We start from the raw sequence: 22,291 nt of genomic DNA on the forward strand, positions 1-22,291 counted from the left end.
CGTGCTGCTGCCACGGTGTTACAGGCACGTCGCGGAATCGTTGGGATTTCGAAGCCCCAGGCACCGCAGGGCAAGGGCGGCGGGCAACTGTCGCATGGGTGTTACAGGTGGCGCCGCCGTCTGCAACGGTGCCGGTTCAGCCACGAATTTCTTGACGCATTGCTCATTGCGCCGCCGTTTAGGGAAGCGCTAGGATCCGCCCAACAAAGGCCGCCCCGGTGGCCGTAGAGGTCCCGGCGGGGGGCGGCACGCCGGCGATTGCCTGACAGTCCGCCGACGGTGTCCGGATGCTGGGGGAAGCATGGCAGCGGTCCCGGAGGCTTCTACATCACGTTGCGTGCTCTGGTTTGGCGAGCCGTTGGCGAACGAGCGCAGTGCGCTGGCGGCAGCAGGCTGGTATGTGCGCAGCATCCATCCCGATCCCGCCATGGCGATAGGCCTGCGTGGGCGCGATCGATTGCTCGCCGTACTCGATCTGCGCCATCTCGATGCGGCGTCGCTGCAGCTGCTGGCACCGTGGATCGAGCAGCACCAGCATCTGCCCTGGCTGGCGGTACTGCCACCGGGCGCCGGACCCACATCGCCGGCCTGGCTGCCGTTGCTGCAGCGATGCGGCGCGCGCTTCACGCTGCCGTTCGGCCTGCAGGACCTGGTCTGCGCAATGCGCCAGCAGTTCGATGCGGATGATCCGCCAGTCGATGCAACCTGCAGTGGGTACGGACCGCACGCATTGATTGGCGAAAGCGCTGCGCTGCATGCGGTGCGCACGGTGCTGCACAAGTTCGCGCCGGTGGAACTGCCGGTGCTGGTCACCGGCGAAACCGGTACAGGCAAGGAACTGGCTGCACATGCGCTGCATGCGCTGTCGGGGCGCGCCGGCAGGCCTTTCATTGCGGTGAACTGTGGTGCGATTCCGGCCAACCTGGTGCAGTCGGAGCTGTTCGGCCACGAACGTGGCTCGTTCACCGGGGCCGACAAGCGGCAGATCGGCGTGTTCGAATCCGCCCATGGCGGTACGGTGTTTCTTGATGAGGTAGGCGATCTGCCGGCAGAAGCGCAGACCAGCCTGCTGCGCGTGCTGCAGGAGGGAACCTTCGAGCGCGTGGGCAGCAGCCAGCCGCTGCGCGCGGACGTGCGGGTACTTGCCGCGACCCACGTCGAACTGGAACACGCGGTGGCGCAGGGGCGGTTCCGCAGCGATCTCTACTACCGCCTGAACGTGCTGCGCCTGCTGATGCCACCGCTGCGCGAGCGCGGTGCCGACGTGCAGCTGCTGGCCGAGCACTTCCTGCGCTGCTTCCGGTTGCGCCACAGCGTGCGTGCACGCGGCTTCGCACCGGCCGCACTGCAGGCGATGCGGCGCTTCGACTGGCCCGGCAACGTACGCGAACTACTGAACCGTGTGCAGCGTGCAGCGATCATGGCCGAGGGCGAGCTGATCAGTGAGCGTGACCTGGAGCTGGGCGCATCGGTAGCGGTCCTGCCCGCGGCGGTGCTGCACGACGCGCGCGGCCAGGCCGAGCGCGATGTACTGCTGCAGATCTTGCGCCAGACCGGCTACAACGTCTCCGAATGCGCGCGGCAGATGCAGATATCGCGGGTCACGGTGTATCGCCTGTGCCGCAAGCACCGGTTGGAACTGCCTGCACAGCGCTGATCAGCCGGCCGCCAGGTGCTTGAACAGGCGCAACGGTTTGCCCGCGACGCGCTCGATCACGCCCTTGGCTTCCAGGTCCAGCTGCACGGCCTTCAACCACCAGCCGGCGGTGGCACCTGCCGGGAACAGCGCGGCGGGCAGGTGTGGCAGCAGTGCCTGTTTCGCCTGCGCGACAGTCAGGCCGGGCGGTTGCGCGGGCAGCGCCCGCAGCAAGGCATGGCGCATGGCGAGGTACTTGGCGCGATCCACGCGCTGGATGTGCCCGGGCGTGGTGATGCTTTCGATCTCGATCCGTCCGGGCTCAGGCATGGGTATCTCCCGCGACCTCGATGCGTGGGCTGCGGAAGCCCATGGCGATCCACGCCTTCATCAACCGCGCATAGAAGCGCAGCGACCGGGTCTTCAGGTTCGGCACATCGTCAGGAAGCACAGACGCATCAGGAAGATCACTGACCATGGTCCGCATCTCCACGGCAGGTCTTGTCGATGCCGGCCACAACAGGCCATACAGGCTCAGCCAATGGCCGCCGCTGAACTCCAGGAAGAGCGGCGTATTGCAGCAGCCCGCCAGCACGCGGCGGCTGCCGCCCCTGCTGGACAATCGCAAGGCACGCAGCATGGCATGCCCGGCATCGATGCTGACGCGATCCTTGCGGTGCATTACGAAGAGCGTCTGGCCGTGCGGGCCCAGCACGGCCGGTGCTCGGGGCATCGACTGCAGCATGGCGCCGGCCTTGCTGCAGCTGTCGCAGCAGCATTCGACGGTGGCAATCGGTTGGCCCGTGGCGGTCAGGCGTACCTGGCCGCAGGTGCAGGCAAGGGGCTGGTGTGAGGCCATCTGCGTTTTCTCCTGGGGTAGTCATCCTCTCGACGAACCGGGGCGCCGAAAATCGACAACATCTGCCTTCAAGGGCGCATCATCCGATAGCGGATGCGGTACAGGTCCAACCCTGCACCGTCCGCGCGCCGCGCCGAATAGGTCAAGGTGTCGGGTTGCGATCCATCCAGCATCGCGCCGTAGCTGTCGCCGGAGGCCTCGTTCAAGGGCGAGGGCAATGCATGGCCTGCGTCATAACGGCCTCCACGTGCGTAGGCAATGAACTGGCGCACCGGTGCACTGCCGAAGTTCTGGGCGCGGGCAAACACCACCGTTCGGCCGTCGCCCAGGAAGGTGGCATCGAACTCCTGCGCTGCGGTATTGAGGTCTCCCGGCAGCGGCCGTGCCGGCTGTGCCATGCCACGGACCATCGCTGCGACGTAGAGGTCATGGCCACCCGCACCGCCTGCGCGATCGCTGGAGAACAGCAGCGTGGCTGCGTCCGGCGAGAGCATCGGCGCGAATTCATCGGCCGCGCTGTTCACTGCCGGGCCAAGATTGACCGGCTCCCCGAATCGACCGTCGCTCCCCATGCTGACCCGATACAGATCGTCGCCGCCCTGGCCGCCTGCGCGATCCGAACAGAAATACACCACGCGGCCATCGGCGGAAAAGGCGGGATCGAAGTCGCGCCCCTGCGTGTTGAACGGCACCGGCGTCGCCGGCCGCCAGCGCTGCCCATCGTTGCGGGAGACCCAGATGTCATACCCGCCCGGACCGCCGGGCCGGTTGCGGCTGAACCACAGTGCGGTTTTCCCGTCCGGACTCAAGGTCAGTCGAATCTCGTCGTATTGCGTGGATGCAACGCCCGGGGCAAAGCGCTCGGCGGGGCCGACGATCCGCAGCACCCTTGATGGAGACGCGGGAGGCGACGCAGCAACCAGCAGCATCACGGCCAGCAGCGCCTTCATGCCTGTCGCTCGAAGTCGCTGACCCAGTTGGTTTCCCAGCTGCGCCCGCCATCGGCCGAGGCCGCCTGTTCCCAGCGCGCCGAACGCGGGGTAATGCGTGACCAGATCACCCGTGTCTGGATTGATCGACCGTCGTGCTGGTCTTCGCCGAAGAAACGGCCGACACCGGCTTGGAACCCACCACGCAGTGGCGCGCCGATCCGGGTCGGCTCGCGGCCATCCAGCCACCAGCTCAGCCAGTGCTGCTCCGCCGCATTCCAGGCACGGATGCCCATGCCGCGCAGCGGTGCTCCAGGCACGTCCATCAGGTTGTCACCCACGTTGCCGAATCCTCCCAGGACCGGCCAGTTGTGCAGGGTGCCGTTGAACGCGTCCCACGCATCGCTGCCTGCCAGCCGAGCGCGCAGGCGACGATGGCGCACGTTCCAATGGCCCACCAGGAAATCAAAGTCGCCCGGTGCATCCGGCAGCTTCGGAAGCGGAGAGGGGGCCGCAGCAGTTCGGCGGAACCAGTTGCGCCAGTTCACTTCCCAGTGCGCACCGGCATCGTCGGAGAACGCCTGTTCCCACCACGGCTCCTCGCCGTGGATGTCATGCCAGCGGAACCACACATCGATGGGGCGCCCGTCGATCCGGTCGGTGCCACGGAAGCTGCCGGCATCGCCCTCGAAGCCCCCGCGCACGGGGGCTTCGATATGGGCAGGATTGCGGCCATCGATCCACCAGATCGACCACGTGGAAGACACTGGATCAAATGCACGCACGCCCAGGCCCCTGTAGGGGCCCGAAGGCAGCGCCATGACGTTGTCATCGATGGTGCCGAGTCCGCCCAGGGTGAGCCATACCGCGCTGGAGCCGGTGAAAGACTCCCAGCGGGTATCGCCGACCAGGCGCTCCTTCAGGCGTTGGTGCCGGACCCGCCAGTTGCCCTGCAACCATGTCCAGTCTTCGCTGTGGCTGGCCAGGGCCCACCCGGAGGGCAGGGCGGTGGACGCTGCCGCGGCGGCCAAAGTGGCCAGGAACTGCCGTCGATCCATGTGCGTGATCCCCTACCGAAGGTGCCTCCATCGTTGCGGGCACGAGGGGGGATTGACCACGCAGATATCGGGGCTCAGGCTAAGCCACACTTATGGTGACCCAACGCCAGCTTCCGTCGCTTGCCGCCATCCGTGCCTTCGAGGCGGCGGCGCGGCTGGGCAGCTTCGCGCGTGCCGCCGAAGAGCTCGACACCAGCGCGGCATCGGTGAGCTACCACGTGCGGCGGCTGGAGGCCCAGACCGGTACCTGCCTGTTCCTGCGCCATGCACAGCACGTAGAACTGACGGCGACGGGGGCCAGCGTCGCGCAGGAGGCCACCCGGGCATTCGATGCACTGCGCGCCAGCTTCATGCGCGCCGCAGACATGGATGCGGCGCGACTGCGCCTGTCTGTACTGCCCACGCTGGGCACCAGTTGGCTGACGCCGCGGCTGGGCACGTTCCGCGCCCGCCACCGGCAGTTCGTGCTGGAGCTGGACCTGTCGGCAGCGCCGCAGGATCTGGCCGCCGGTCACTTCGATGCGGCCATCCGCAATGGCCAGGGCGAATGGCCAGGTCTTCAGGTAACTCCTTTGTTTCCCAGCGTGTTCACACCGTTGTGTGCGCCGGCGCTGCTGCCAGCGGCCCGTGGGCTGGGCAGCAGCGCGCTGGAAATTCCCCTGCTCGGGCGGCCGGACTGGTGGGCCCTGTGGTTTGCCGCGCACGGGGACCTTCCACCGCCGGCACCGGAGAGTTTCGTCGCGCCCTTTGCCGTCGAGCATCTGGATGTCGGCGCCGCGATCGCAGGGCAGGGCATCGCCATTGGTTCGCCGATCCTGTTCCAGGCCGAGCTGGACAGCGGGCGTTTGGTGCAGGCGCATCCGGGGGTGGCCAGCGACGGTCGCAGCTTCTGGTTCGTGGCACCCACGGCGCGAGGTGGCAGTGCCAAGGTCATTGCATTCCGTGACTGGCTGGTCCAGCAGGCCGCCGAGGCGCGGCATGCAGCCCGCCATTACCTGGCCCGGGCGGTAATGCCATGAGCCAGAGCCCCGAACTGCTGCGGCGACTGCTGCGCGCCAAGGACCGGATGGATCGGGCCAGCCATGAGGAATGGCCCGTCGCGCGCCTGGCTGAGGTCAGTGCGGTGTCGCCGGCGCACTTCGCCCGCTCGTTCAAGCAGGCCTTCGGGCTGCCGCCGCACCGTTATCTGCTCAGCCGCCGCATCGAACGGGCGGTGGCGCTGCTGCGTGATACAGATCTGGCGGTGACCGAAATCGCCGCGCAGACCGGATGGCGCAGCCTGGGTACCTTTGGCCGCATCTTCCGTGACATCACCGGTGACAGCCCGGGCACTGTGCGCGAGCGTGAGCGTGCTGGCCAGGCGGCGTCGGCCAGTGTGCCGGAATGCCACGCACGCGCCGCGCAACGCCCGGACCTGAAGATCGCAGTTTTGGAGAAGCGCCGCCGTGAGGTGGTTGCTAACGTGGACCCCACCTGAGGGAGGTCCCATGACGAATTCTGTGAACACGGTCGGCCTGTATGTGCGCGACCAGGATGAGGCGCTGGCGTTCTACGTCGGCAAGCTCGGTTTCGAAGTGCATACCGACGTGCGCAATGGCAGCTACCGCTGGCTGACGGTACGCAGCCCAGGCCAGGATGGTTTCCAGCTGGGCCTGTTCGTGCCGGGTCCGCCCACCCACGATGCGGCCACCGCGCTTTCGCTGCAGCAGCTGGTGGCCAAAGGCGCAATGCCGCCCCTGGTGCTGGCTGTGGATGACTGCCAGGCGCGTTACACGCAGTGGTTGGCACAGGGCGTGGAATTCACCCAGGAGCCGATCGAGCGCTTTGGCGCCGTCGACGCCGGATTCCGCGATCCATCGGGCAATGGCTGGAAGATGATCGAAGCCCGTTCCGAAGCGAGGCGCCGGCAATGAGCCGCGGTGGCTGGGCACGGCCCGTGCATCGTTGGACCTCGATCGTGTTCACCCTGGCGGTGATCGCCAACTTTGTGGTGCGCGGGCTGGGGCAGGGCGAGCCTGCGGCGTGGATCACCTATTCGCCGCTGCCGCCGTTGTTCCTGCAGCTGTTCACCGGGTTGTACCTGTTTGCGCTGCACTACAGCGGCAGGTGCCGCAGCGCCGCGCAGGGCGCTGCGGGTTGACGCCGGGTCAGGCGGCAGCGTCGGCGGTGTAGGCCGCCAGCAGTGCGGGAAGATCTTCCATGCGCTGGAAGATCACCTGGGCACCGGCCGCGCGCAGAGCCTCGGGCGTGCTGTGGTGCGGGCCGCCCTCGCTGAAGCCGAACACGGTGGCACCTGCCGCCACACCGGCGGTCGCACCGGTCACGGTGTCTTCAATGACCGCGCAGCGCTTCGGATCCACACCCAGCGCGGCAGCGGCCGCCAGGTAGACGTCCGGGTGCGGCTTGGTGTTCGGCATGTCCTGGCCGCTGTAGACGTGGTCGCCGAAGGCATCGAGGATGCCGACCTTGCCCAGCTGCAGTTTCACCTTTAGCAGATCGGCGCCGGAGGCGCAGGCGATCCGCCCACCGGTGGCCGCAGCGATCGCACGCACGGCCTCGGGTGCCCCCTGGATCGCTTCCAGGTCACGTTCCAGTGCCCGGTTGCGCTGCTGGCGGAACTCTTCAAGCCACGCCTCGGTGAACGGCTTGCCGGTGCGTTCTTCGATCAGTCCGGCCAAGTGGGCAACGGATTGGCCAAGGAAGACTTTACCCGCCTGTGCCGGAGTCAATGGCCAGCCACGTTCGGTCAGCATCTCGGAGAGGACGCGGGCCACCAGCGGCTCGGAATCAACCAATACGCCGTCGCAGTCGAACAGCACGGCATCGAAGGGAAAACGGGACATCTACAGCTCCAGGGGGCAATGTGGTGGTGCAATTGCCCGTCATTTTCCCACAGCCATCCTTGGGTGGCACCCGCGCAGGGTGCCACCCATTCCCGGCAGGCCGGTCAACCCAGATCACACCCCGCCGGCTGCGGCCAGGTGCTGGCCGGCAGCATGTTCTTCAGCGAGGCAGGTGCGTTGATGGCCACGTAGCTGGCACCCAGCAGTTCCTCCAGATCGGCGATGGTTACCAGGTAGCTGTCCAGGCTGCCCAGGTTCGCTTCATTGGGGATGATCCAGCTGATCGCCTTGGCCGTGCCGGTGTTCGGATCGCGGGTGATGATCGTCTTCCAGAAGAACTCCGGTGTCGGAATGCCGTGGCTGGAAAGGAAATAGTCGTTGGAGGCGTCGCCGTAGACCACGCCGCCATAGACATCAACCGGCGCGATGTCGCGATAGCACTCGGCCACGTTCTCGGCCTTCACCCAGATGCCCTGGTTGAAGCTGGAGACCTGCGGAACGATGTTGGTCATGTAGTTGGCGCGGCGGATGTAGGTCGCGTTGTAGTCCATGTGATTGGAGGTCACCAGATGACCACGGTCATAGCCGGACTTGATGCTGGCGTAGGAGGCGGTGCTGGTCTGGCCGAGGCAGCCTGCCGGCAGGTCGGGGTCCTTGTAGAAGCTGGACGGCCGGGCAGCCGAGCCGGTGTCGGCGGTCAGGGTGTATTCGTAGCGGGTGGCGCTGTGGATGCTGCAATCGTAGGTGAGCACGAAGCCGCCCTTGTTGAGGGTGACGACCTGGGCTTGGGCAGCGCTGGCGAAGGCACTGAGGACGAACGCGAAGAAGAAGCTTGCAAGGCGCATTGCGGTTCTCCAGCAGAAGTTCAGGGCGCAGCCGTCCGCCACGACCTAGCAGGGCGAGGTCATGGGGAGACGGTGCGGAGTCGGGTGCAGCGGATTGCGGTGGGACGTGACCGCGTTGTTGGGCTGTGGAGGCCCTGCGGTGTCGTAAGCGTCACAAGCTGTCGTCTTTCGGTCAACGACGAAAAGACGAAGCTGTGACCGCCCGCAAGCACTGGAGAGGTGTCAGATCACACGGCGCGTGGGTGACATGCGCGCGTGCTAGGGGGGGCGGTCTGCTTCGCCACCAGGCTCAGGGCTGTGCCCGCAACACGTAGTCGCCGCGGCGCGCTCCAGGTGCCAGCGACCATCCGGGCGCCAGGCTCAGCGTCCATCCATGATCCTGCAGGGGCAGTTCGCCCGATGCAGGCGCCTGCACGAACACGGCCTTCCAGTCGTTCTGCATCAACGCTCCGTCGGTGACCGTCAACGTTCCCCATACGTCGCTCAGCCGCATCGTGGGATACACCGTGCCGCTGCCAGGCAACGGCTGCATGTTGCCTGGGTCGAACTGGATGCGCATGCTGCGAAGATCCAGCCGCAGTACCGGGCCGGTTACAAAGCGGGCCTGGTTGCGTTCAAGCTGCGCAAGGCGCTGCTGTTCCCGCTGCACTTCCGTTTCGCGCAGCGCAGGCCCGTCATAACGCGCTGCCGTGGTGAGCAGTGCAGCTTCGCCGGTGAGTGGAGTGGTGTGCGTGCGCTCTGCCAGAAGTGAACCGAGATCCCGGGCGGGGTGGACAAGATTGCGATGCCATCCGGGCGCAACCTGGTCCAGCAGCAGGCCATAGGCCGGGCCGGTCGCGTAGGCGAACGAACGGACGAAGCTGCGATCACCCACTTGGGCGTGAAGGTCATGAAGTGCAGCTTCGATGCGCGCAGCGCGAGTTGGATTGCCGACGAGAACGCCGGTGTACTCGGCCAGGCCTTCATTCAACTCCAGCGCGGCCTCGTCCCGAGAGGCGGCTGGGAAGTGACGGTAACGCTCAGCACGGAACGCGAGCGCATCGTTCAACGCGTTGCGCTGTGCGCCGGGGTCGGTTGCGGACAGTGCGGCGGCAAGTGCACGCCATTCCAGCTGCAGCCAATAGCGCCCTTCGAGCGTGTCGAGGTGCTCATTGCCGCCTTCTGCCGGCGTTTCGATCGACAATGCGGGTTGCAGGCGATGGAACATCTCGTGGGCCAGCAGCGTGCGTCGCCGGCTTTCGTCCTGTGGCAGCGGCCAGAGCAGCTGCGTCCAGCGGGTGCCAGACCATTCGACGGCGGTGTTGGCGATGATCGCGTCCGGCGGAAGCTGGCCGACGAAGACCTTTCCACGTACCTGCAGGCGGCCCTGTGCATCTGCATGGGATGCCGTGACCCGTCGACTGGTCCGGTCTACCAGCATCATCGGCCCACACAGCGACGCTCCCCAGAGCCGACCGTTGTCGGCCTGGCACAGCGCTTCCGCCTCTTCAAAAACTGCGCCGGCGGCGACGTCGGACAGCGCGGGTCCGTCCGCAGACACGGGGCCGACTGCACCCAGCATCAGGGCGACAAGTGAGAGTGGCCGGGGCCTCATGGTATCTGTCCATCCTTGGGAAGTACCCCGTCATAGCATCGATCCAAAGGCTGCGACAATGCAGCAAACGTCATGCTGCGCCGCAAGGTGCCTGTCACCATTCGCACTGGTACGGTCCGATCCGTTGCACCACCACCGACGGGGAGAGACCACGATGCGCAAGGTATTGCTGCTGTTGATCCTGCTGACCGGGCTGGCGCCCACCGCCTGGGCGACCACGGTCAAGACCACCCATCGCACCATTCCCAGCTGGGATGGAACGCCTCTCGGGGCCTTCGTCATCGAACCGCAGGACGCGGGCAGCGGGCGGTTTCCCTTGCTGGTGATGCCCAGCAGCTGGGCGGTGCCCAGCGTGGAATACGTGGGCGTGGCGCAGTCGCTGGCGCGGCGTGGCTATGTGGTCATCAGCTACAGCTCGCGTGGCTTCTGGGAATCCGGCGGCAGCATCGACATCGCCGGGCCGGCCACGGTCGAGGACGTCAGTGCGCTGATTGACTGGGCGCTGGACAACACCCGCGCCGACCCGTCACGAATCGGCGTTTCGGGCATCTCCTACGGCGCCGGCACCAGCCTGCTGGCGGCGGCGCGCGATCCGCGCATCAAGGCAGTGGCTGCACTGAGCGGCTGGGCCGATCTGCAGGCCTCGCTGTACAGCAACGACACCCCCAGCGCGCAGGGCATCGCGCTGCTGGTGGCCGCGGGCCTGGCCACCGGTCGCCCGGGACCGGAACTGACGACCATCAATCGCAACGTGCTGGTCGGCAACTACCAGGGCGCGGTGGACTCGCTGTTGCCGGTGGCGGCGCAGCGCAGCCCCGGGTCCAGCATCGATGAGATCAACGCCAACCAGCCAGCGGTGTTCCTGGCCAACGCCTTCAACGACAGCCTGTTCCCGCCGGGCCAGCTGGTGGACTTCTTCAACCGTCTGAAGGGCCCCAAGCAGCTGCAGTTTCGCCATGGCGACCATGCGCTCAACGAAGCCTTTGGCGCATTGGGTATTCCCAACGAGGTCTACGATTCGGTGGGCGACTGGTTCGACCATTATCTCAAGGGTGAGGCCAATGGCATCGACCGGCAGCCTGCGGTGCAGCTGAAGTCGCAGAAGGGCAGCTGGAGCACCTACCCGAACTGGCAGGCGACCAATGCGGGCGCCGTCAGCTATGCGCTGACCGCACCCAAAGGCCTGCTGCTGCCGACGGGTGGGCTGGCGGAGAACGGTGGCAGCACCGGCTGGAACTACCGTATCGGCAGTGGCCTGCTGACCGCTGCCAACTCGGGCGTGGCGATGGCCTCCGGCGCGCTGCAGATGATCAATCTGCCGCCAGGCGCCTATGTTCCGTTCGTGGGCCGCAACGCCGCCGGCGTCTGGCAGGGGCCGGTCCAGTGGAGCGCACGACGCCTGGACGGCGCGCCGGAGGTGCGCCTGACCGTCACGCCCAGCCGCGCCAACACCACGCTGTATGCCTACCTGTATGCCGAGGATGTGCTGGGCAACGGCCAGCTGATCAGCCACAAGCCCTACACGCTGCGTGGTGCCACGCCGGGCCAGCCGAAGACGCTGGACCTGCGCCTGGAAGCGAGCAGCTGGAACATTCCGGCCGGCAGCCGCCTGACCCTGGTGGTTGATACGGTGGATCTGCGGTATGCGGGCATCAGCCAGTTGGGAGGCACGGTGACCTTCAGCTCGCCGGCCAATGCGCCTTCGGTGTTGAAGGTGCCGCTGCATTGATGTGCGTCCGCGCCCGTTGCGGCGGGCGCGGGTTGCCGGGCTGGAAAACTGCGAGACTGGAGATCGATCCAAGGGAGGGATGTGGGCATGATCATCGCAGGGCTTCTGATGGGCGCGGTGCTTGCCACACCCATTCCGCAAGGCGTTCCAACCGACTGGTCGCGCACGTTGCTGGCAGATCTGGATGCAGCGGATGCAGCCATGCGCGACAGTCATCCGGGCACGGTCGACCGGCGCAATCCCGGCTTCGTTCCCCAGTTGGAGGTAGCCTCGGCGCTTGCCCGCTCGCGCGCGGGCAGGGTCGACAGCTTCGCGGGCTACTGGTGGGCCATGAAGGGTTACGCGGCCTCCTTCAATGACGGCCACGTCAGCCTCAACGCGCTTGCCGACGCTCCCGATCTTCCAACGCAATGGCCCGGGTTCCTGACTGGCTTCGACGGCGATGCGCAGGTCGTCATGACCGTGGACGGTGGTCCGGGCCATCCGCCGCTGGGGGCTCGATTGCTGTCCTGTGATGGCATCGATGCGCAGACACTGGCTGCACGCCGGGTGGGGGACTTCAGCGGGCGTTGGAACCTGCAGGCCAGCCGCATCCATGGTGGTGGCGAAGTGCTGCTGGAGCAGGGCAATCCGTTCGTGCCCATGCTGAGCAGCTGCGTTTTTCGTGTGAATGGTCGAGAACAGCACCATACGCTGCGCTGGGTTGCACTCGATCCGGGAAGCCGGAAGGAACGCCTGGCCGATACCCGTCGCAGCTTCCGCCCAGCCAATGGCTGGCACACGATGCCAGGCGGTGGCTACTGGATCACCACCAGCAGCTTCAACGCCGATCCCGCTGCGGCCAATTTCCAGGAGCTCACCCGGATGCTGCAGCAACTCACCCCGGCGACCGACGCGTTGCAGCAGGCGCCCCTGATCGTGCTCGATGTGCGCGGCAACAGCGGCGGTGCGTCGCACTGGAGCATCGCGCTGGCGCGGTTGATCTGGGGGCGCGAGGCCGTCGATGCAGTGCGTGACGACAGCTGGGTGGAGTGGCGGGCGTCCGAACCCAACATCGCCCAGCTCCGTGGTTTTCTGCAGAAACTGGAGCAGGCACCTGACGCATCACCGGCGCTGCTTCATATGCTGGAGTCCGTAACCGCAGGGATGGCGCAGGCAAGGGAGCAAGGCCAGCCATTGTGGCGGGAACCCGCCAATGATCCGGCCGCCGTTCTATCGCAACCAGAGCGGGCCGGGTCCGGACGCAAGGGCAGGGTGGTGGTCGTGGCTGACGCGACCTGCGGCTCGGCCTGCCTCGATGCATTGAATCTGTGGAAGCGGCTGGGCGCGCTGCAGGTGGGCGTCGAGACGTCGGCCGACAGCCTCTACATGGATGTCCGGCCGGAGCGGCTCCCGAGCGGCCTGGCCAGGATCTCCGTACCGATGAAGGTTTTTCGGGGCCGTGTGCGCGGTTCGAATGAACCGCATGTTCCTGATCGTCGCTATGACGGCGACATGCGGGACACCGCAGCACTTGAAGCGTGGATCTCCGGACGATGATCCGGTCCTGGTGGCGTGCCGGTGACGCAGCACGGATGCATTAAACCTTTTCACCGGCGGCGGCATCCAACCCGCAATGAGCACGGCACCCGCTGCGGCTCTACTGACGGAAGGAGCTCTCGGATGTGCGGACTGCCTCGTACTGCGCTTCAATGCGCGATGTCGATCATGCTGGTGCCTCTCGCAGCCGGTGCTGCGGTCACCGAAATTCCCTTCGAGCAGGGCAAGGATCACCGGATCTATGTCGAGGGTACGATCAATGGTTCACGACCACTGCGCTTTCTCGTCGACACCGGTGCGTCGGCCACGGCGGTTGCCAGGCATGTCCAGCAGGACGCGAAGCTGGTCATTGATGATCAGAGTGAGAACACCGGTTCCGATGGCGTCACGCTTCTCGACTACAGCACGCACAACGCGGTCCGGATCGGCAGCCTGCAGCGACCGATGGGAGCGGTGGTGATCGACTACAAGGGGCGCCCCTTCGATGCGGTACTGGGCTGGACCTTCTTCCAGGGCAAGGTCCTGGAAATCGACTACGGCCGCAGTCTGCTGCGCGTGCACGACGATGTTCCCGATCTTGCCGGGTATGTCCGGGCCAACGTGCGCTGGATTGACAACGTCCCGGCCATCCAGGTCTCGCTCGGCAACGGCAGCCGCACCTTTACGCCCTGGCTTGCCCTGGACACCGGCAGCAACGGCAACGTCGACCTGTCCTACGCCTTCGGCACCGCACACCGCCTGCAGGAGGCGTTCCCGGAACGACTTGGAACGTCTCAGTTCAGCGGCAGCGCGGGCCGGAAGATACGCGCGGTGGATGTGCGTGTGCCCGAGGCCAGCATTTCGACCCTGCAACTGAAAGGGCAGAAAGCCTCGATCACTGTCGATGACGAAGGCTCCACGGGCGACGGCACGCTTGGCAGCGAAGTATTGCAGCAGTTCAGTGTCCTGCTGGATGCCCGTTCCGGCAGCATCTATCTGCGCCCCAATCGTCGCTTCGCCACCGCGCCGGCGGAGTGATCACGCGCGCTCAGCGCCGGACATCCGCGCCTGCATTGCCCAGCAGAGCCAGCACCTGCGCCTCCGCTACCGGGCTGAAGTCGCCGGGAATGGCGTGCTTCAACGCGCCCGCAGCCAGTCCGAAGCGCACGGTGCTTTCTGCGTCGAGCCTGGACAGCAATCCGTGCAGGATGCCGGCGGCAAAGGCATCGCCACCACCGATGCGATCAACGATACCGGGCAGCGCGCGCGGTGGTGCCTGCGCCCGCGTGCCGTCGCGCCCCAACAGCAGCGCACCCAGGATGTGATGATCTGCACTCACCACGTCGCGCTGGGTGGAGGCCAGCCACTGCAGGTGCGGGAAGGCGGCAAAAGCGGCCGCCGCAGCGGCTTCGGTCCGAGCGACCGCATCGTCCTGCGGAAAGTGCAGCCCCAGCACCAGTTCGATGTCCCGATGATCGGCAAACGCAATGTCGGCCTCGGCGAAGATCTCACGCAGGATCACCGCTGCGTCGCCACCCCAGCGTCGCCACAGTGAGGGACGGTAATTGCCGTCGAAGGACACCTGGACGCCGGCCGCGCGAGCCGCACGCACGGCCCCCCTCACCGACTCGGCCACGTTGGCGCCCAGCGCCGGACTCACGCCCGAGACATGCAGCAGGTGCGCGCCGGACAGCAGAGTGGGCCACGCATGATCCTTGGCACTGCTGTTTGCGAATGCAGAGCCCGCCCGGTCATACACCACTTCACTGGCGCGCTGCACCGCACCGGTGGCCAGGAAGTACAGCCCCATGCGGTCGCGATCCACTTCACGAACATCGTCCACACCTACACCATGCCGCCGCAGTTCGGCCACCGCATGCTGCCCCAGCGCATTGCCGGGTACGGTGCTGACCATCTGCACGTCATGGCCCAGGCAGGCCAGCGAGACCGCCACATTGGCCTCGGCGCCTCCCACATGAACCTGCAGATGCGGCGTCTGCAACAACAGCTCGCGGCCAGGCGCTCCCAGCCGCAGCAGTAATTCACCGAAACAAACGACGCGGCTCATCGGTTCTCTCTCAGTCGGTGGCGGTGCAGCCCAGCATGCGCAGATCGATGGCATCGGCCATGCGCCGGTAGCCTTCGTCGTTGGGATGCAGATGGTCGCGGGTGATGTCGTTGGGCAACGATTCCGCCGCTTTCGGATCACGCAGGGCGGCATCGAAATCGATGATGCCATCGAACCCGGTCTGCCCACCGCGTGCCCACTGGTTGATCGTGGTGCGGGTGGCTGCGGACACGGGCTCATAGCGCTCGGAACCGCCGAATGGGGTCAACGTACCCAGCCAGGCGCGGATGCCATGCGCATGCAGCCGCGCCGCAACCTGCTGATAGCCCATCAGCATGTCCGCCGCGTTGCGGCCAGGCAGCGGCTGCGCGCCACCACCGTGGCGGATGTCATTGATGCCTTCGAACAGGATCACCTGATCGGCATCGGCCGCCGCGATCACATCGCGATCCAATCGTGACAGGGCGCTGTGGCTGCGGCCATGGTCAAGCAGCTTGTTGCCGCTGATGCCCTGGTTGAGCACCACGAACCGGTTCGGGCAGGCCTGCTGCAGGCGCTGCGCCAACCGCTCCGGCCACTGGTTGAAGGTCCCGCGACGGGCTGTGGCACCTTCCGTGATGGAATCGCCCAGCGCCACGATCACCTGGGGACGATCTGCGCGCTGCACCATCACCGCCGAGAACACGTTCTGCTGGTAGCTCAGCCGCACGCTGTCGGCAACGTTTGCCTGCCTGCCGTCCGCTACCCGCAGCTCGGTGCGGCGCACGGCGGGACGGGTGGGCTGCGGGAAATAGGCACTCACGCTGATTTCCTGCAGCGCCGCCACCGGCATCCGCACCGGATCGCTCAGCAGCACGGCACCCACCGGCACCTCGATGACCGCGCGGCCATCCACCGTTACCGGCAGCGGTGCGGCCTTGCCGTTCTTGACTCCCACGCGAAGGTCCTCGACCCGCAAGGGCACCGTGCCGAGCTCGTTGCTGATGCGCAGCCGCAGCGCATCGCCACGGCTGCCGATACGCATGTCCTGGCGCACGGTCTGTGCGGCGAACTGTACGGGTGCATCGGCGGTGCCATCCTTGCGGTCAGGTGCCGGCGAGGCGGTCCAAGCGGTGACCCAGACCGGTGCAGCCAAAGCGGCAGGCGCGGCCGCGGCGGAACAGATCGTCAATGAAAGCAGGAGCGTCCAGCGCTGCATGAGCAGGATTCCAGTCAGGAAAAGTAGGTGCCGCCGTTGACGTCCAGATTCGCACCGGTGATGAACGCCGCCGCATCCGAGGCCAGGAATACAGCAGCGTCAGCGGCTTCGTCCGGCGCACCCTGGCGGCGCAGCGGGGTGGCGCCGGCAACGGCCGTGCGCACTTCCGGCTTGGTGAACTCGTCGTGGAAGCGGGTGGCGATCATGCCGCAGCACAGTGCGTTCACCCGGATACCCTTCGGCCCCAGCTCCTTGGCCATGGCGCGGGTGAAGGTCATCACCGCCGCCTTGGCGGTGGCGTAGATCGATGCGCCCGGGCCGCCGCCATCACGACCGGCCTGCGAGGCGAAATTGACGATGGCTGCGCCTTCGCGCATGTGCGGCACCGCCGCGTGCGTGGTGAGATAGGTGGAGGTGATGTTGAGGTCCATCACCGTGTGGAAGAACGCCGGGTCGATCTCGGCCAGCGGGCGACGCTGCACCATGCCACCGGCCACGTTCACCAGCAGGTCGATGCGCTCACCGAACGCGGCCTGTGCCGCAGCGACCAGGCCGGCGACGGCAGCGGCATCGGTGACGTCGGCGCGATGCACGATGGCCTGGCCACCGGCCGCCTGGATCTGCGCCAGCGTTTCCTGGGCACTGGCTTCATCATTGGCGTAGTTGATGCAGACGCGTGCACCGGCGGCAGCCAGTTTGATCGAAACGGCGCGGCCGATATCGCGGCCGCCGCCGGTGACAATGGCCACCTTGTCCTGGAACGACATGCGGAAAACTCCTTGGTTTGCGGGGGAATGGATGTACTTGGAAAAGAAGGAGACCCAGGCTCAACCGGCGCGGCGGTCGAGCTTCTGGATAGGCCCGGTCCACCACCACAGCGCAGCCAGCGACAGCGGCACCAGCGCGGCAACGAGGATGAAGATCGGAGCGTAGGAATGGCGGGTCAGCACCGGCACCAGCCAGGTGGTGATCAAGGTGCCGGCCACGGCGGCCAGGCCCCCCAGGCCCGCCAGCGTGCCCACCGAGCGGCCGTCGAACAGATCGCCGGGGAGGGTCTGGATGTTGCCGATGGCCACCTGGAAGCCGAACAGCACGGCAGCGATCGCCAGCACCGCCAGCAGCGGCTGGTTGGCCAGCACGGCAGCCAGCAGGGCAGGGGCCATGATCACGCAGCCCAGCGTGATGGCCAGCTTGCGGGCGCGGTCCACGCTGTGCCCGGCGCGGATCATCCGCCCGGACAGCCAACCGCCGCTGAGGCTGCCCAGCATCGCGCCAACGAACGGCACCCAGGCGAACAGGCCGATCTGCTTGATGTCGAAGCCGAAGGTTTCGGCCAGGTAGATCGGCAGCCAGGACACGAACAACCACCAGATCGGGTCCAGGAGGAAGCGGCAGGCGAGCATGCCCCAGCTCTGCCGGTGGGCCAGCAGCTCACGAACGCTGGCCTTCGGTGCCACCTCTGCCTGCTGCCCGGCCTGGTCTTCCTGGATCAACCGGCGCTCGGCATCGCTCACCCACGGATGCCTGTCCGGCCCGGCGCGGTAGACAAACAGCCATGGCAGCAGCCACAGGAAGCCGATCGCACCGACCAGCACGAAGGTGCCGCGCCAGCCCAGCCACAGGTACAGGCCGGCGATGGCCGGTGCGGAGACAATCGCGCCGATCGATGCACCTGCGTTGAACACGCCCTGCGCCAATGCGCGCTCGCGTGCCGGGAACCACTCGGCATTGGCCTTGACCGCGCCGGGCCAGGCACCGGCCTCGCTGATGCCGAGCATCGCCCGCACCAGGCTGAAGGACAGCATCGAATGGGTGACCGAATGCAGGGCGATGGAGATCGACCACACGCTGATCGACAGAGCGAAACCCAGGCGCGTTCCGATCATGTCGAACAGGCGCCCGAACAGGAACTGGCCGGCGGCATAGAACAGCATGAACACCGTCACCAGCAGCGCGTAGTCATCCTTGGTCGCGCCCACTTCCTTGGCGATTTCCGGCCACATCACCGCCAGTGCGTTGCGGTCGATGTAGTTGATGACCGTAGCCACGGCGATCAGGCCCACGATCAGCCAGCGCACTGTTGAACGCACCGGCACCTTGCGCAGGTTGGCCACCACCGCAGGGCCGTTCATTTCGCGTCATCCTTGCTGCGGTCCATGCGCGCGTGGCTGCCGCTCCAGCCGTAGGCATGCCCGTCGACGGTCACGCTGTGCTCGCCCTTGGCGCTGCTGTCATCGGCCACGCCCAGCGCGATGCGGGCTCCACTGGCAAGGCGCAGTTCGATCACCTCGGCATCGCTGCCACGGGTGCGCACGATGTCCTTGATGCGGCTGTCGGCGCCGTGCACGTACTCGGCGGTGCCGTTGTACTCGCCGTGCGGCTCCAGCACGCTGAAGAAGGTCACGTCCTTCTGGCCTTCCACGCGCTGCAGCAGGGCCGGTTCGCGGCGCAGGTTGAATTCCGGGTCGTTGGCACCGCTTTCCACCAGCAGCGCCTGCGCGGGTGCGCTGCTGCCGAAGCGGTAGGTGTAGAAGCGGCCGTCCAGCAGCCAGGCCAGCGAACGCGGTTCGCTGCCGGGTTTGCTGCGTGCATCCAGCCACAGGTGCTGGTAGCCGTTGTCCTTGCCCAGCACCGGGCGCTGGGCGGGGAAGTGTTCGGCCTCGAAGCCGGTGGTGACGATGTGACCGTTGAAGTGCAGCGGCAGGTCGTAGCGCGCGGCCTTGTTACCGTGCACCTGCAACAGATCCAGCACCACTGGCAGACCCAGGTCGGGGTGGCGCAGCAGCGCCTGGGTGCGGGTGAAGATCACGCCTGGATACGCATCGCGCATGGTTGCCGAGGCGACCTGGGTATCGGCATCGGCCTGGAAGAAGCGCACCTGCGGGGCATGCTCCTCGCCGCGCTTCCAGTCGCCCTTGAAGTGGCTCTGCTCGTCCACCACCAGGGTGTTGTGGGCCACGGTCTGCTTGGCCCAGCTGCGGTTCTCGGCCAGGTAGATGCCGCCGCGCTTGGCTTCCACGTTGAGGAAGCGGGCCGCGCCGTAGTCGGTCACCACCGGGTTGCCGTTGTCGTAGAACAACCAGTTGAGCTTGTCGAAGTGGCCGTGGCCCATGCCCTGCATGGTGGCCTTCTGCACCAGCGCCTGGCCGCGCTCGCCGTTCATGCGCAGAATGGCCAAGCCGCCGCGGTCGCCGTCAGGGCCGTCGCGCAGCAGCATCGGCCTGTAGTCGAAAGGCTTGGCCTTGTTCGCCGCCAGCGCCTGCGCCACCTCCAGCCCTTCGGGCGAAAGCAGCAGGCGCTTCTGCTGCTGGGCCACGGACAGCAGGCGGTCATCACCGGTACGCGCATAGGCGATGCCGATGCCGGCCACCAGCTCTTCGGTGTCGATGCCTTTGTCCAGGATGGCGTCGTTGATCGGGAAGAACAAGCCGTTGTAGCTGGACTGCACCAGCACATCCACGGCCTTCAACAGCACGCCGTCACGGCGCGCGAAGATCTTCCGCTGAGGTTCGTTGCGTTCTATGGCATTGGCGAACAGCAGGAACGGCGCCAGTGCATAGCGCTGGTAGTAGGGGCCTTCCTCGTAGTAACCATCGGGCGAGAACAGCAGGTCGATCTGCCGAAGAAAGCCGAATTGATCGTCCTTCCGACTGCCGCGCAGGGATTTCTCCACCAGCTCAGGGTCGCGCAGCACGTAGCCGGTCATGCCGGTGGCGGCCACCGCCCAGGTGGCGTGGTTGTGGATCTGGTCGTAGTTCTTCGGCTCGCTGACGAGGAACTCGGCCATTGGCCGGAACACCTTCGATTCGATGGTGTTGCGGTCGTTGGCGGACAGCGCGTCGCGGATCGCGTCGTAGCCCTGGATGGCGTTGACCAGCCATACCGAATCGTTGAGCACCTGCCAGAACACGCGCCCGGGGATCTGCCCACGGCCTTCCGGGTGCGGGCCCAGCGTCGGGTAGAGCTGGGCATACTGCAGCAGCATGTCGCGCGCATAGTCCACGTAGGCCCTGTCGCCGGTCAGCCGGTACAGCGTGCCCGCCGCCAGCAGCGCCTGGTAGTTGCGCTTGTGCTGTTCATGGGTGCGCCCGCCGCCCTTGTCCTTGGGTACCGGCACGTCGATACCGGCTTTCATCATCTTCTTCAGCGTCGCCTCGGTGCGCGCCTGTTCCTTGGAAAACCACGGGTAGCGGCGGCCTTCGCTGGCCATCTGCTGCCACTGTGCGGCGGTGACCAGCACCGGCGCGGCCTCGGCCTGTCGCACGGCAGCAGTGGGGGCTGCGAACAGCGATGCGCTCGGCAGCAGGGCGAAGGGGGCGGCCAAAGCCAGGGAAATGAACAGCGGCTGCAACCTCATCGATCAACTCCATTGGGGGTGCGTGGCAGGGCAACTTCGCCCACCTTGGGATACCAGGCAACGCCGGTCGCCTCGCGCGCGGTCATTGCCAGGGCAGGATCGGCACCCACGGCGGGCAGGGCAGGCGTGGCAACCCACAATCCGCTATCAGCCTGCTGCAGGCTGACACCACGGCTCTCTACGCCTCCCGGGAACACAGTGCTGGCTGCCGGCGACTGCACGTTGCCACTGAAGTCGATACCGGCCAGCGAACTGGCGGCATTGGGCGGGTTCCTGCTGGTGCGGTTGACGATCAGGTTGCCGGTGAAGCGGCTGTTGCTGGCGGCCACCACGATGCCCTTCGCCTCATCATGGCCGACGCCGAAACTGATCTTCGCCACGTCCACGAAGGTGTTGCGGCTGATCGTGGCATTTACCACCGGCGCATAGCCGGACAGCGGCGGATTGGCCTGCGCATCCATCACCGCCAGTGCCGAACGGTTGCTGGACCCGGCCAGCCGTTCAAAGTAGTTGTTGCTGACGGTCTGGTCGGCGTTGATGATGCGTACGCCGCCGGTGCCGGCCTTGTCATCGCCGAGGAAGACATTGTCGATCACCCGGTTGCCATTGCCGTGGCGCAGGGTCAGTGCTCCGGCCGAACGATAGAACACGTTGCCGCGGTAGGTATTGCCGCCAGACTTGTTGGAGACGATTTCGGTCTCGCCGTCGCAGCCTTCGAACCAGTTGTTCTCCACCGTGCTGTTGGAATTGCTCAGTGAGGTGTCACTGGTGCCGACGCGAATCGTTTCACCGCCGTTGACGCCCAGCGCTGGGCGTGGGCCGAACCAGTTGTGGTCGATGCGGTGCTGGTTGTCCAGGCCCTGGGTGGCATCGCGCACCACCACCACGGTCGGCCCGGCATTGGTCTTGCCGCGCAGCTGGCTGTGATCGAGGCGGTTGTGGCTGCCATAGAAGGAAACCCAGTAGTCCTGGTCGCTGGCATTGGGGTTGGTGTAGTCGTCGATCACCAGGCCGGTGACGCGGCTGTTGCTGGCGACGGCCTTGCTCGATTCGCGGAATGCCACCACCGCATCACCCGGTGCGTAGCCGTTGCGGAACACCAGGTTGGACACCTGCAGGTAGCTCCCTGCCAGGCGCAGGTCCGAGCGCCCGCTGAAGACGACCTTGCCGGCGGTCTGCGCGCGCAGCGTGATCGGCGCGGCTGCCGTGCCCTGGCCCTTCAGCAGCAACCGGGCGTCGGTCCAGATGCCGTCAGCCAACACGATCTCATCGCCGGGCTGCAGCGCCGAGGCGGCGGTAGTGAACTCAGCGACATCGTGGACGAGCCAGCTGGTAGCACTTGCCGCTGAAGTGGTCAGGCACATGACCAGACCAGTGGCCAGGCAAAACAGTGATGGATAGTTGGACGGGTGACGTGCCAGCGAGTGAATGCGCATGAAATCCTTCCAGGGACGGCCCGGCCGTCGTTTCAGGGTGGGTCTGCATACCACTTTCGGGTCTGTTGTAAGCCAGCTTTCGCGCAAAGTCATGCTGCATAAGCACATTAAATTGCGATCAACTGGTATGGATCAAAGGCATTTGAACACTCACATACCAATTGGTTGACATTTTCATGTCGCCGTGCCGAAGCTGCGTCCCACGCCTGGCATGCAGGCGA

General features: G+C 66.3%; 21 protein-coding genes. 8 read left to right on the forward strand and 13 right to left on the reverse strand.

Going from position 1 to position 22,291, the window contains the following annotated elements:
• Positions 1–301 precede the first annotated feature (301 nt).
• Positions 302–1,657: a sigma-54 dependent transcriptional regulator gene (locus N5D45_RS00685; protein ID WP_279938361.1), complete on the forward strand. Its 1,356-nt coding sequence runs from the start codon at positions 302–304 to the stop codon at positions 1,655–1,657.
• On the opposite strand, the gene N5D45_RS00690 is transcribed toward N5D45_RS00685, so the two are convergent.
• From N5D45_RS00690 to N5D45_RS00705, 4 genes are all read right to left on the reverse strand, one after another.
• A complete protein-coding gene (locus tag N5D45_RS00690; protein WP_019337410.1) occupies positions 1,658–1,966 on the reverse strand; it encodes a hypothetical protein in 309 nt (102 codons plus the stop codon).
• Positions 1,959–2,495, reverse strand: coding sequence for a DUF6151 family protein (locus N5D45_RS00695; protein ID WP_228354550.1), 537 nt, complete (start codon positions 2,493–2,495; stop codon positions 1,959–1,961). The genes N5D45_RS00690 and N5D45_RS00695 overlap by 8 nt, the downstream gene beginning before the upstream one ends.
• 68 nt (positions 2,496–2,563) lie before the next feature.
• Positions 2,564–3,445, reverse strand: coding sequence for a hypothetical protein (locus N5D45_RS00700; RefSeq protein WP_228354549.1), 882 nt, complete (start codon positions 3,443–3,445; stop codon positions 2,564–2,566).
• Positions 3,442–4,482: a hypothetical protein gene (locus N5D45_RS00705; protein WP_010485551.1), complete on the reverse strand. Its 1,041-nt coding sequence runs from the start codon at positions 4,480–4,482 to the stop codon at positions 3,442–3,444. Before N5D45_RS00705 ends, N5D45_RS00700 begins: the two co-directional genes overlap by 4 nt.
• A 92-nt stretch (positions 4,483–4,574) precedes the next feature.
• On the opposite strand from N5D45_RS00705, the gene N5D45_RS00710 reads away from it, so the two are divergent.
• From N5D45_RS00710 to N5D45_RS00725, 4 genes are read left to right on the forward strand one after another with little or no spacing between them, the layout of a single operon-like run.
• A complete protein-coding gene (locus N5D45_RS00710) occupies positions 4,575–5,501 on the forward strand; it encodes a LysR substrate-binding domain-containing protein (protein WP_228354547.1) in 927 nt (308 codons plus the stop codon).
• Positions 5,498–5,959 (forward strand): helix-turn-helix transcriptional regulator, encoded by a 462-nt coding sequence (locus N5D45_RS00715; protein ID WP_049409629.1) that lies wholly within the window; start codon positions 5,498–5,500, stop codon positions 5,957–5,959. Before N5D45_RS00710 ends, N5D45_RS00715 begins: the two co-directional genes overlap by 4 nt.
• Before the next feature lie 10 nt (positions 5,960–5,969).
• Positions 5,970–6,395: a VOC family protein gene (locus N5D45_RS00720; RefSeq protein WP_049409630.1), complete on the forward strand. Its 426-nt coding sequence runs from the start codon at positions 5,970–5,972 to the stop codon at positions 6,393–6,395.
• Positions 6,392–6,622: a hypothetical protein gene (locus tag N5D45_RS00725; protein WP_228354546.1), complete on the forward strand. Its 231-nt coding sequence runs from the start codon at positions 6,392–6,394 to the stop codon at positions 6,620–6,622. Before N5D45_RS00720 ends, N5D45_RS00725 begins: the two co-directional genes overlap by 4 nt.
• A gap of 7 nt (positions 6,623–6,629) precedes the next feature.
• Here N5D45_RS00725 and N5D45_RS00730 read toward each other — a convergent pair whose 3' ends face one another.
• The 3 genes from N5D45_RS00730 to N5D45_RS00740 all read right to left on the reverse strand — a co-directional run bounded on the left by N5D45_RS00730 (position 6,630) and on the right by N5D45_RS00740 (position 9,710).
• Entirely contained in the window at positions 6,630–7,325 is a 696-nt protein-coding gene (locus N5D45_RS00730; protein ID WP_010485561.1) for an HAD family phosphatase, read from the reverse strand.
• 104 nt (positions 7,326–7,429) lie between these two features.
• Entirely contained in the window at positions 7,430–8,170 is a 741-nt protein-coding gene (locus N5D45_RS00735) for a DNA/RNA non-specific endonuclease (protein ID WP_057504028.1), read from the reverse strand.
• Positions 8,171–8,459: 289 nt separating this feature from the next.
• Entirely contained in the window at positions 8,460–9,710 is a 1,251-nt protein-coding gene (locus N5D45_RS00740; RefSeq protein WP_231298656.1) for a hypothetical protein, read from the reverse strand.
• A 208-nt stretch (positions 9,711–9,918) separates the two neighbouring features.
• Here N5D45_RS00740 and N5D45_RS00745 point away from each other — a divergent pair, with 208 nt between their 5' ends.
• The 3 genes from N5D45_RS00745 to N5D45_RS00755 all read left to right on the forward strand — a co-directional run bounded on the left by N5D45_RS00745 (position 9,919) and on the right by N5D45_RS00755 (position 14,049).
• A complete protein-coding gene (locus N5D45_RS00745) occupies positions 9,919–11,493 on the forward strand; it encodes an alpha/beta fold hydrolase (protein ID WP_279938362.1) in 1,575 nt (524 codons plus the stop codon).
• Between the two features lie 87 nt (positions 11,494–11,580).
• A complete protein-coding gene (locus N5D45_RS00750) occupies positions 11,581–13,032 on the forward strand; it encodes a S41 family peptidase (RefSeq protein WP_279938363.1) in 1,452 nt (483 codons plus the stop codon).
• Between the two features lie 159 nt (positions 13,033–13,191).
• Complete coding sequence (locus N5D45_RS00755) at positions 13,192–14,049, forward strand: retropepsin-like aspartic protease (protein ID WP_228354542.1); 858 nt, start codon at positions 13,192–13,194, stop codon at positions 14,047–14,049.
• A 10-nt stretch (positions 14,050–14,059) separates the two neighbouring features.
• Here the strand turns inward: N5D45_RS00755 and N5D45_RS00760 are convergent, their stop codons facing one another.
• From N5D45_RS00760 to N5D45_RS00785, 6 genes are read right to left on the reverse strand one after another with little or no spacing between them, the layout of a single operon-like run.
• Positions 14,060–15,079: a sugar kinase gene (locus tag N5D45_RS00760; protein WP_228354541.1), complete on the reverse strand. Its 1,020-nt coding sequence runs from the start codon at positions 15,077–15,079 to the stop codon at positions 14,060–14,062.
• A gap of 10 nt (positions 15,080–15,089) precedes the next feature.
• A complete protein-coding gene (locus N5D45_RS00765) occupies positions 15,090–16,277 on the reverse strand; it encodes a GDSL-type esterase/lipase family protein (protein WP_228354540.1) in 1,188 nt (395 codons plus the stop codon).
• Positions 16,278–16,291: 14 nt separating this feature from the next.
• Complete coding sequence (locus tag N5D45_RS00770; RefSeq protein ID WP_228354539.1) at positions 16,292–17,044, reverse strand: glucose 1-dehydrogenase; 753 nt, start codon at positions 17,042–17,044, stop codon at positions 16,292–16,294.
• A gap of 60 nt (positions 17,045–17,104) precedes the next feature.
• Positions 17,105–18,409: an MFS transporter gene (locus tag N5D45_RS00775; RefSeq protein WP_228354538.1), complete on the reverse strand. Its 1,305-nt coding sequence runs from the start codon at positions 18,407–18,409 to the stop codon at positions 17,105–17,107.
• Positions 18,406–20,634, reverse strand: a complete 2,229-nt coding sequence (locus tag N5D45_RS00780) for an oligoalginate lyase (RefSeq protein WP_197656467.1) — start codon at positions 20,632–20,634, stop codon at positions 18,406–18,408. The genes N5D45_RS00775 and N5D45_RS00780 overlap by 4 nt, the downstream gene beginning before the upstream one ends.
• The gene (locus tag N5D45_RS00785) at positions 20,631–22,070 is read right to left on the reverse strand and encodes a polysaccharide lyase 6 family protein (RefSeq protein WP_197656468.1); all 1,440 of its coding nucleotides are present in this window, start codon (positions 22,068–22,070) and stop codon (positions 20,631–20,633) included. The genes N5D45_RS00780 and N5D45_RS00785 overlap by 4 nt, the downstream gene beginning before the upstream one ends.
• Positions 22,071–22,291: the final 221 nt, after the last annotated feature.

It is taken from the genome of Stenotrophomonas sp. GD03819 (assembly GCF_029841665.1).
Lineage (GTDB): Bacteria > Pseudomonadota > Gammaproteobacteria > Xanthomonadales > Xanthomonadaceae > Stenotrophomonas > Stenotrophomonas geniculata.

Coding starts and splice junctions, on each gene's coding strand:
- N5D45_RS00775 (WP_228354538.1), bottom strand. CDS start 18,409: ATGAACGGCCCTGCGGTGGTGGCCAACCTGCGCAAGGTGCCGGTGCGT.
- N5D45_RS00695 (WP_228354550.1), bottom strand. CDS start 2,495: ATGGCCTCACACCAGCCCCTTGCCTGCACCTGCGGCCAGGTACGCCTG.
- N5D45_RS00735 (WP_057504028.1), bottom strand. CDS start 8,170: ATGCGCCTTGCAAGCTTCTTCTTCGCGTTCGTCCTCAGTGCCTTCGCC.
- N5D45_RS00690 (WP_019337410.1), bottom strand. CDS start 1,966: ATGCCTGAGCCCGGACGGATCGAGATCGAAAGCATCACCACGCCCGGG.
- N5D45_RS00750 (WP_279938363.1), top strand. CDS start 11,581: ATGATCATCGCAGGGCTTCTGATGGGCGCGGTGCTTGCCACACCCATT.
- N5D45_RS00725 (WP_228354546.1), top strand. CDS start 6,392: ATGAGCCGCGGTGGCTGGGCACGGCCCGTGCATCGTTGGACCTCGATC.
- N5D45_RS00760 (WP_228354541.1), bottom strand. CDS start 15,079: ATGAGCCGCGTCGTTTGTTTCGGTGAATTACTGCTGCGGCTGGGAGCG.
- N5D45_RS00770 (WP_228354539.1), bottom strand. CDS start 17,044: ATGTCGTTCCAGGACAAGGTGGCCATTGTCACCGGCGGCGGCCGCGAT.
- N5D45_RS00755 (WP_228354542.1), top strand. CDS start 13,192: ATGTCGATCATGCTGGTGCCTCTCGCAGCCGGTGCTGCGGTCACCGAA.
- N5D45_RS00720 (WP_049409630.1), top strand. CDS start 5,970: ATGACGAATTCTGTGAACACGGTCGGCCTGTATGTGCGCGACCAGGAT.
- N5D45_RS00780 (WP_197656467.1), bottom strand. CDS start 20,634: ATGAGGTTGCAGCCGCTGTTCATTTCCCTGGCTTTGGCCGCCCCCTTC.
- N5D45_RS00785 (WP_197656468.1), bottom strand. CDS start 22,070: ATGCGCATTCACTCGCTGGCACGTCACCCGTCCAACTATCCATCACTG.
- N5D45_RS00715 (WP_049409629.1), top strand. CDS start 5,498: ATGAGCCAGAGCCCCGAACTGCTGCGGCGACTGCTGCGCGCCAAGGAC.
- N5D45_RS00700 (WP_228354549.1), bottom strand. CDS start 3,445: ATGAAGGCGCTGCTGGCCGTGATGCTGCTGGTTGCTGCGTCGCCTCCC.
- N5D45_RS00685 (WP_279938361.1), top strand. CDS start 302: ATGGCAGCGGTCCCGGAGGCTTCTACATCACGTTGCGTGCTCTGGTTT.
- N5D45_RS00730 (WP_010485561.1), bottom strand. CDS start 7,325: ATGTCCCGTTTTCCCTTCGATGCCGTGCTGTTCGACTGCGACGGCGTA.
- N5D45_RS00710 (WP_228354547.1), top strand. CDS start 4,575: ATGGTGACCCAACGCCAGCTTCCGTCGCTTGCCGCCATCCGTGCCTTC.
- N5D45_RS00745 (WP_279938362.1), top strand. CDS start 9,919: ATGCGCAAGGTATTGCTGCTGTTGATCCTGCTGACCGGGCTGGCGCCC.
- N5D45_RS00705 (WP_010485551.1), bottom strand. CDS start 4,482: ATGGATCGACGGCAGTTCCTGGCCACTTTGGCCGCCGCGGCAGCGTCC.
- N5D45_RS00765 (WP_228354540.1), bottom strand. CDS start 16,277: ATGCAGCGCTGGACGCTCCTGCTTTCATTGACGATCTGTTCCGCCGCG.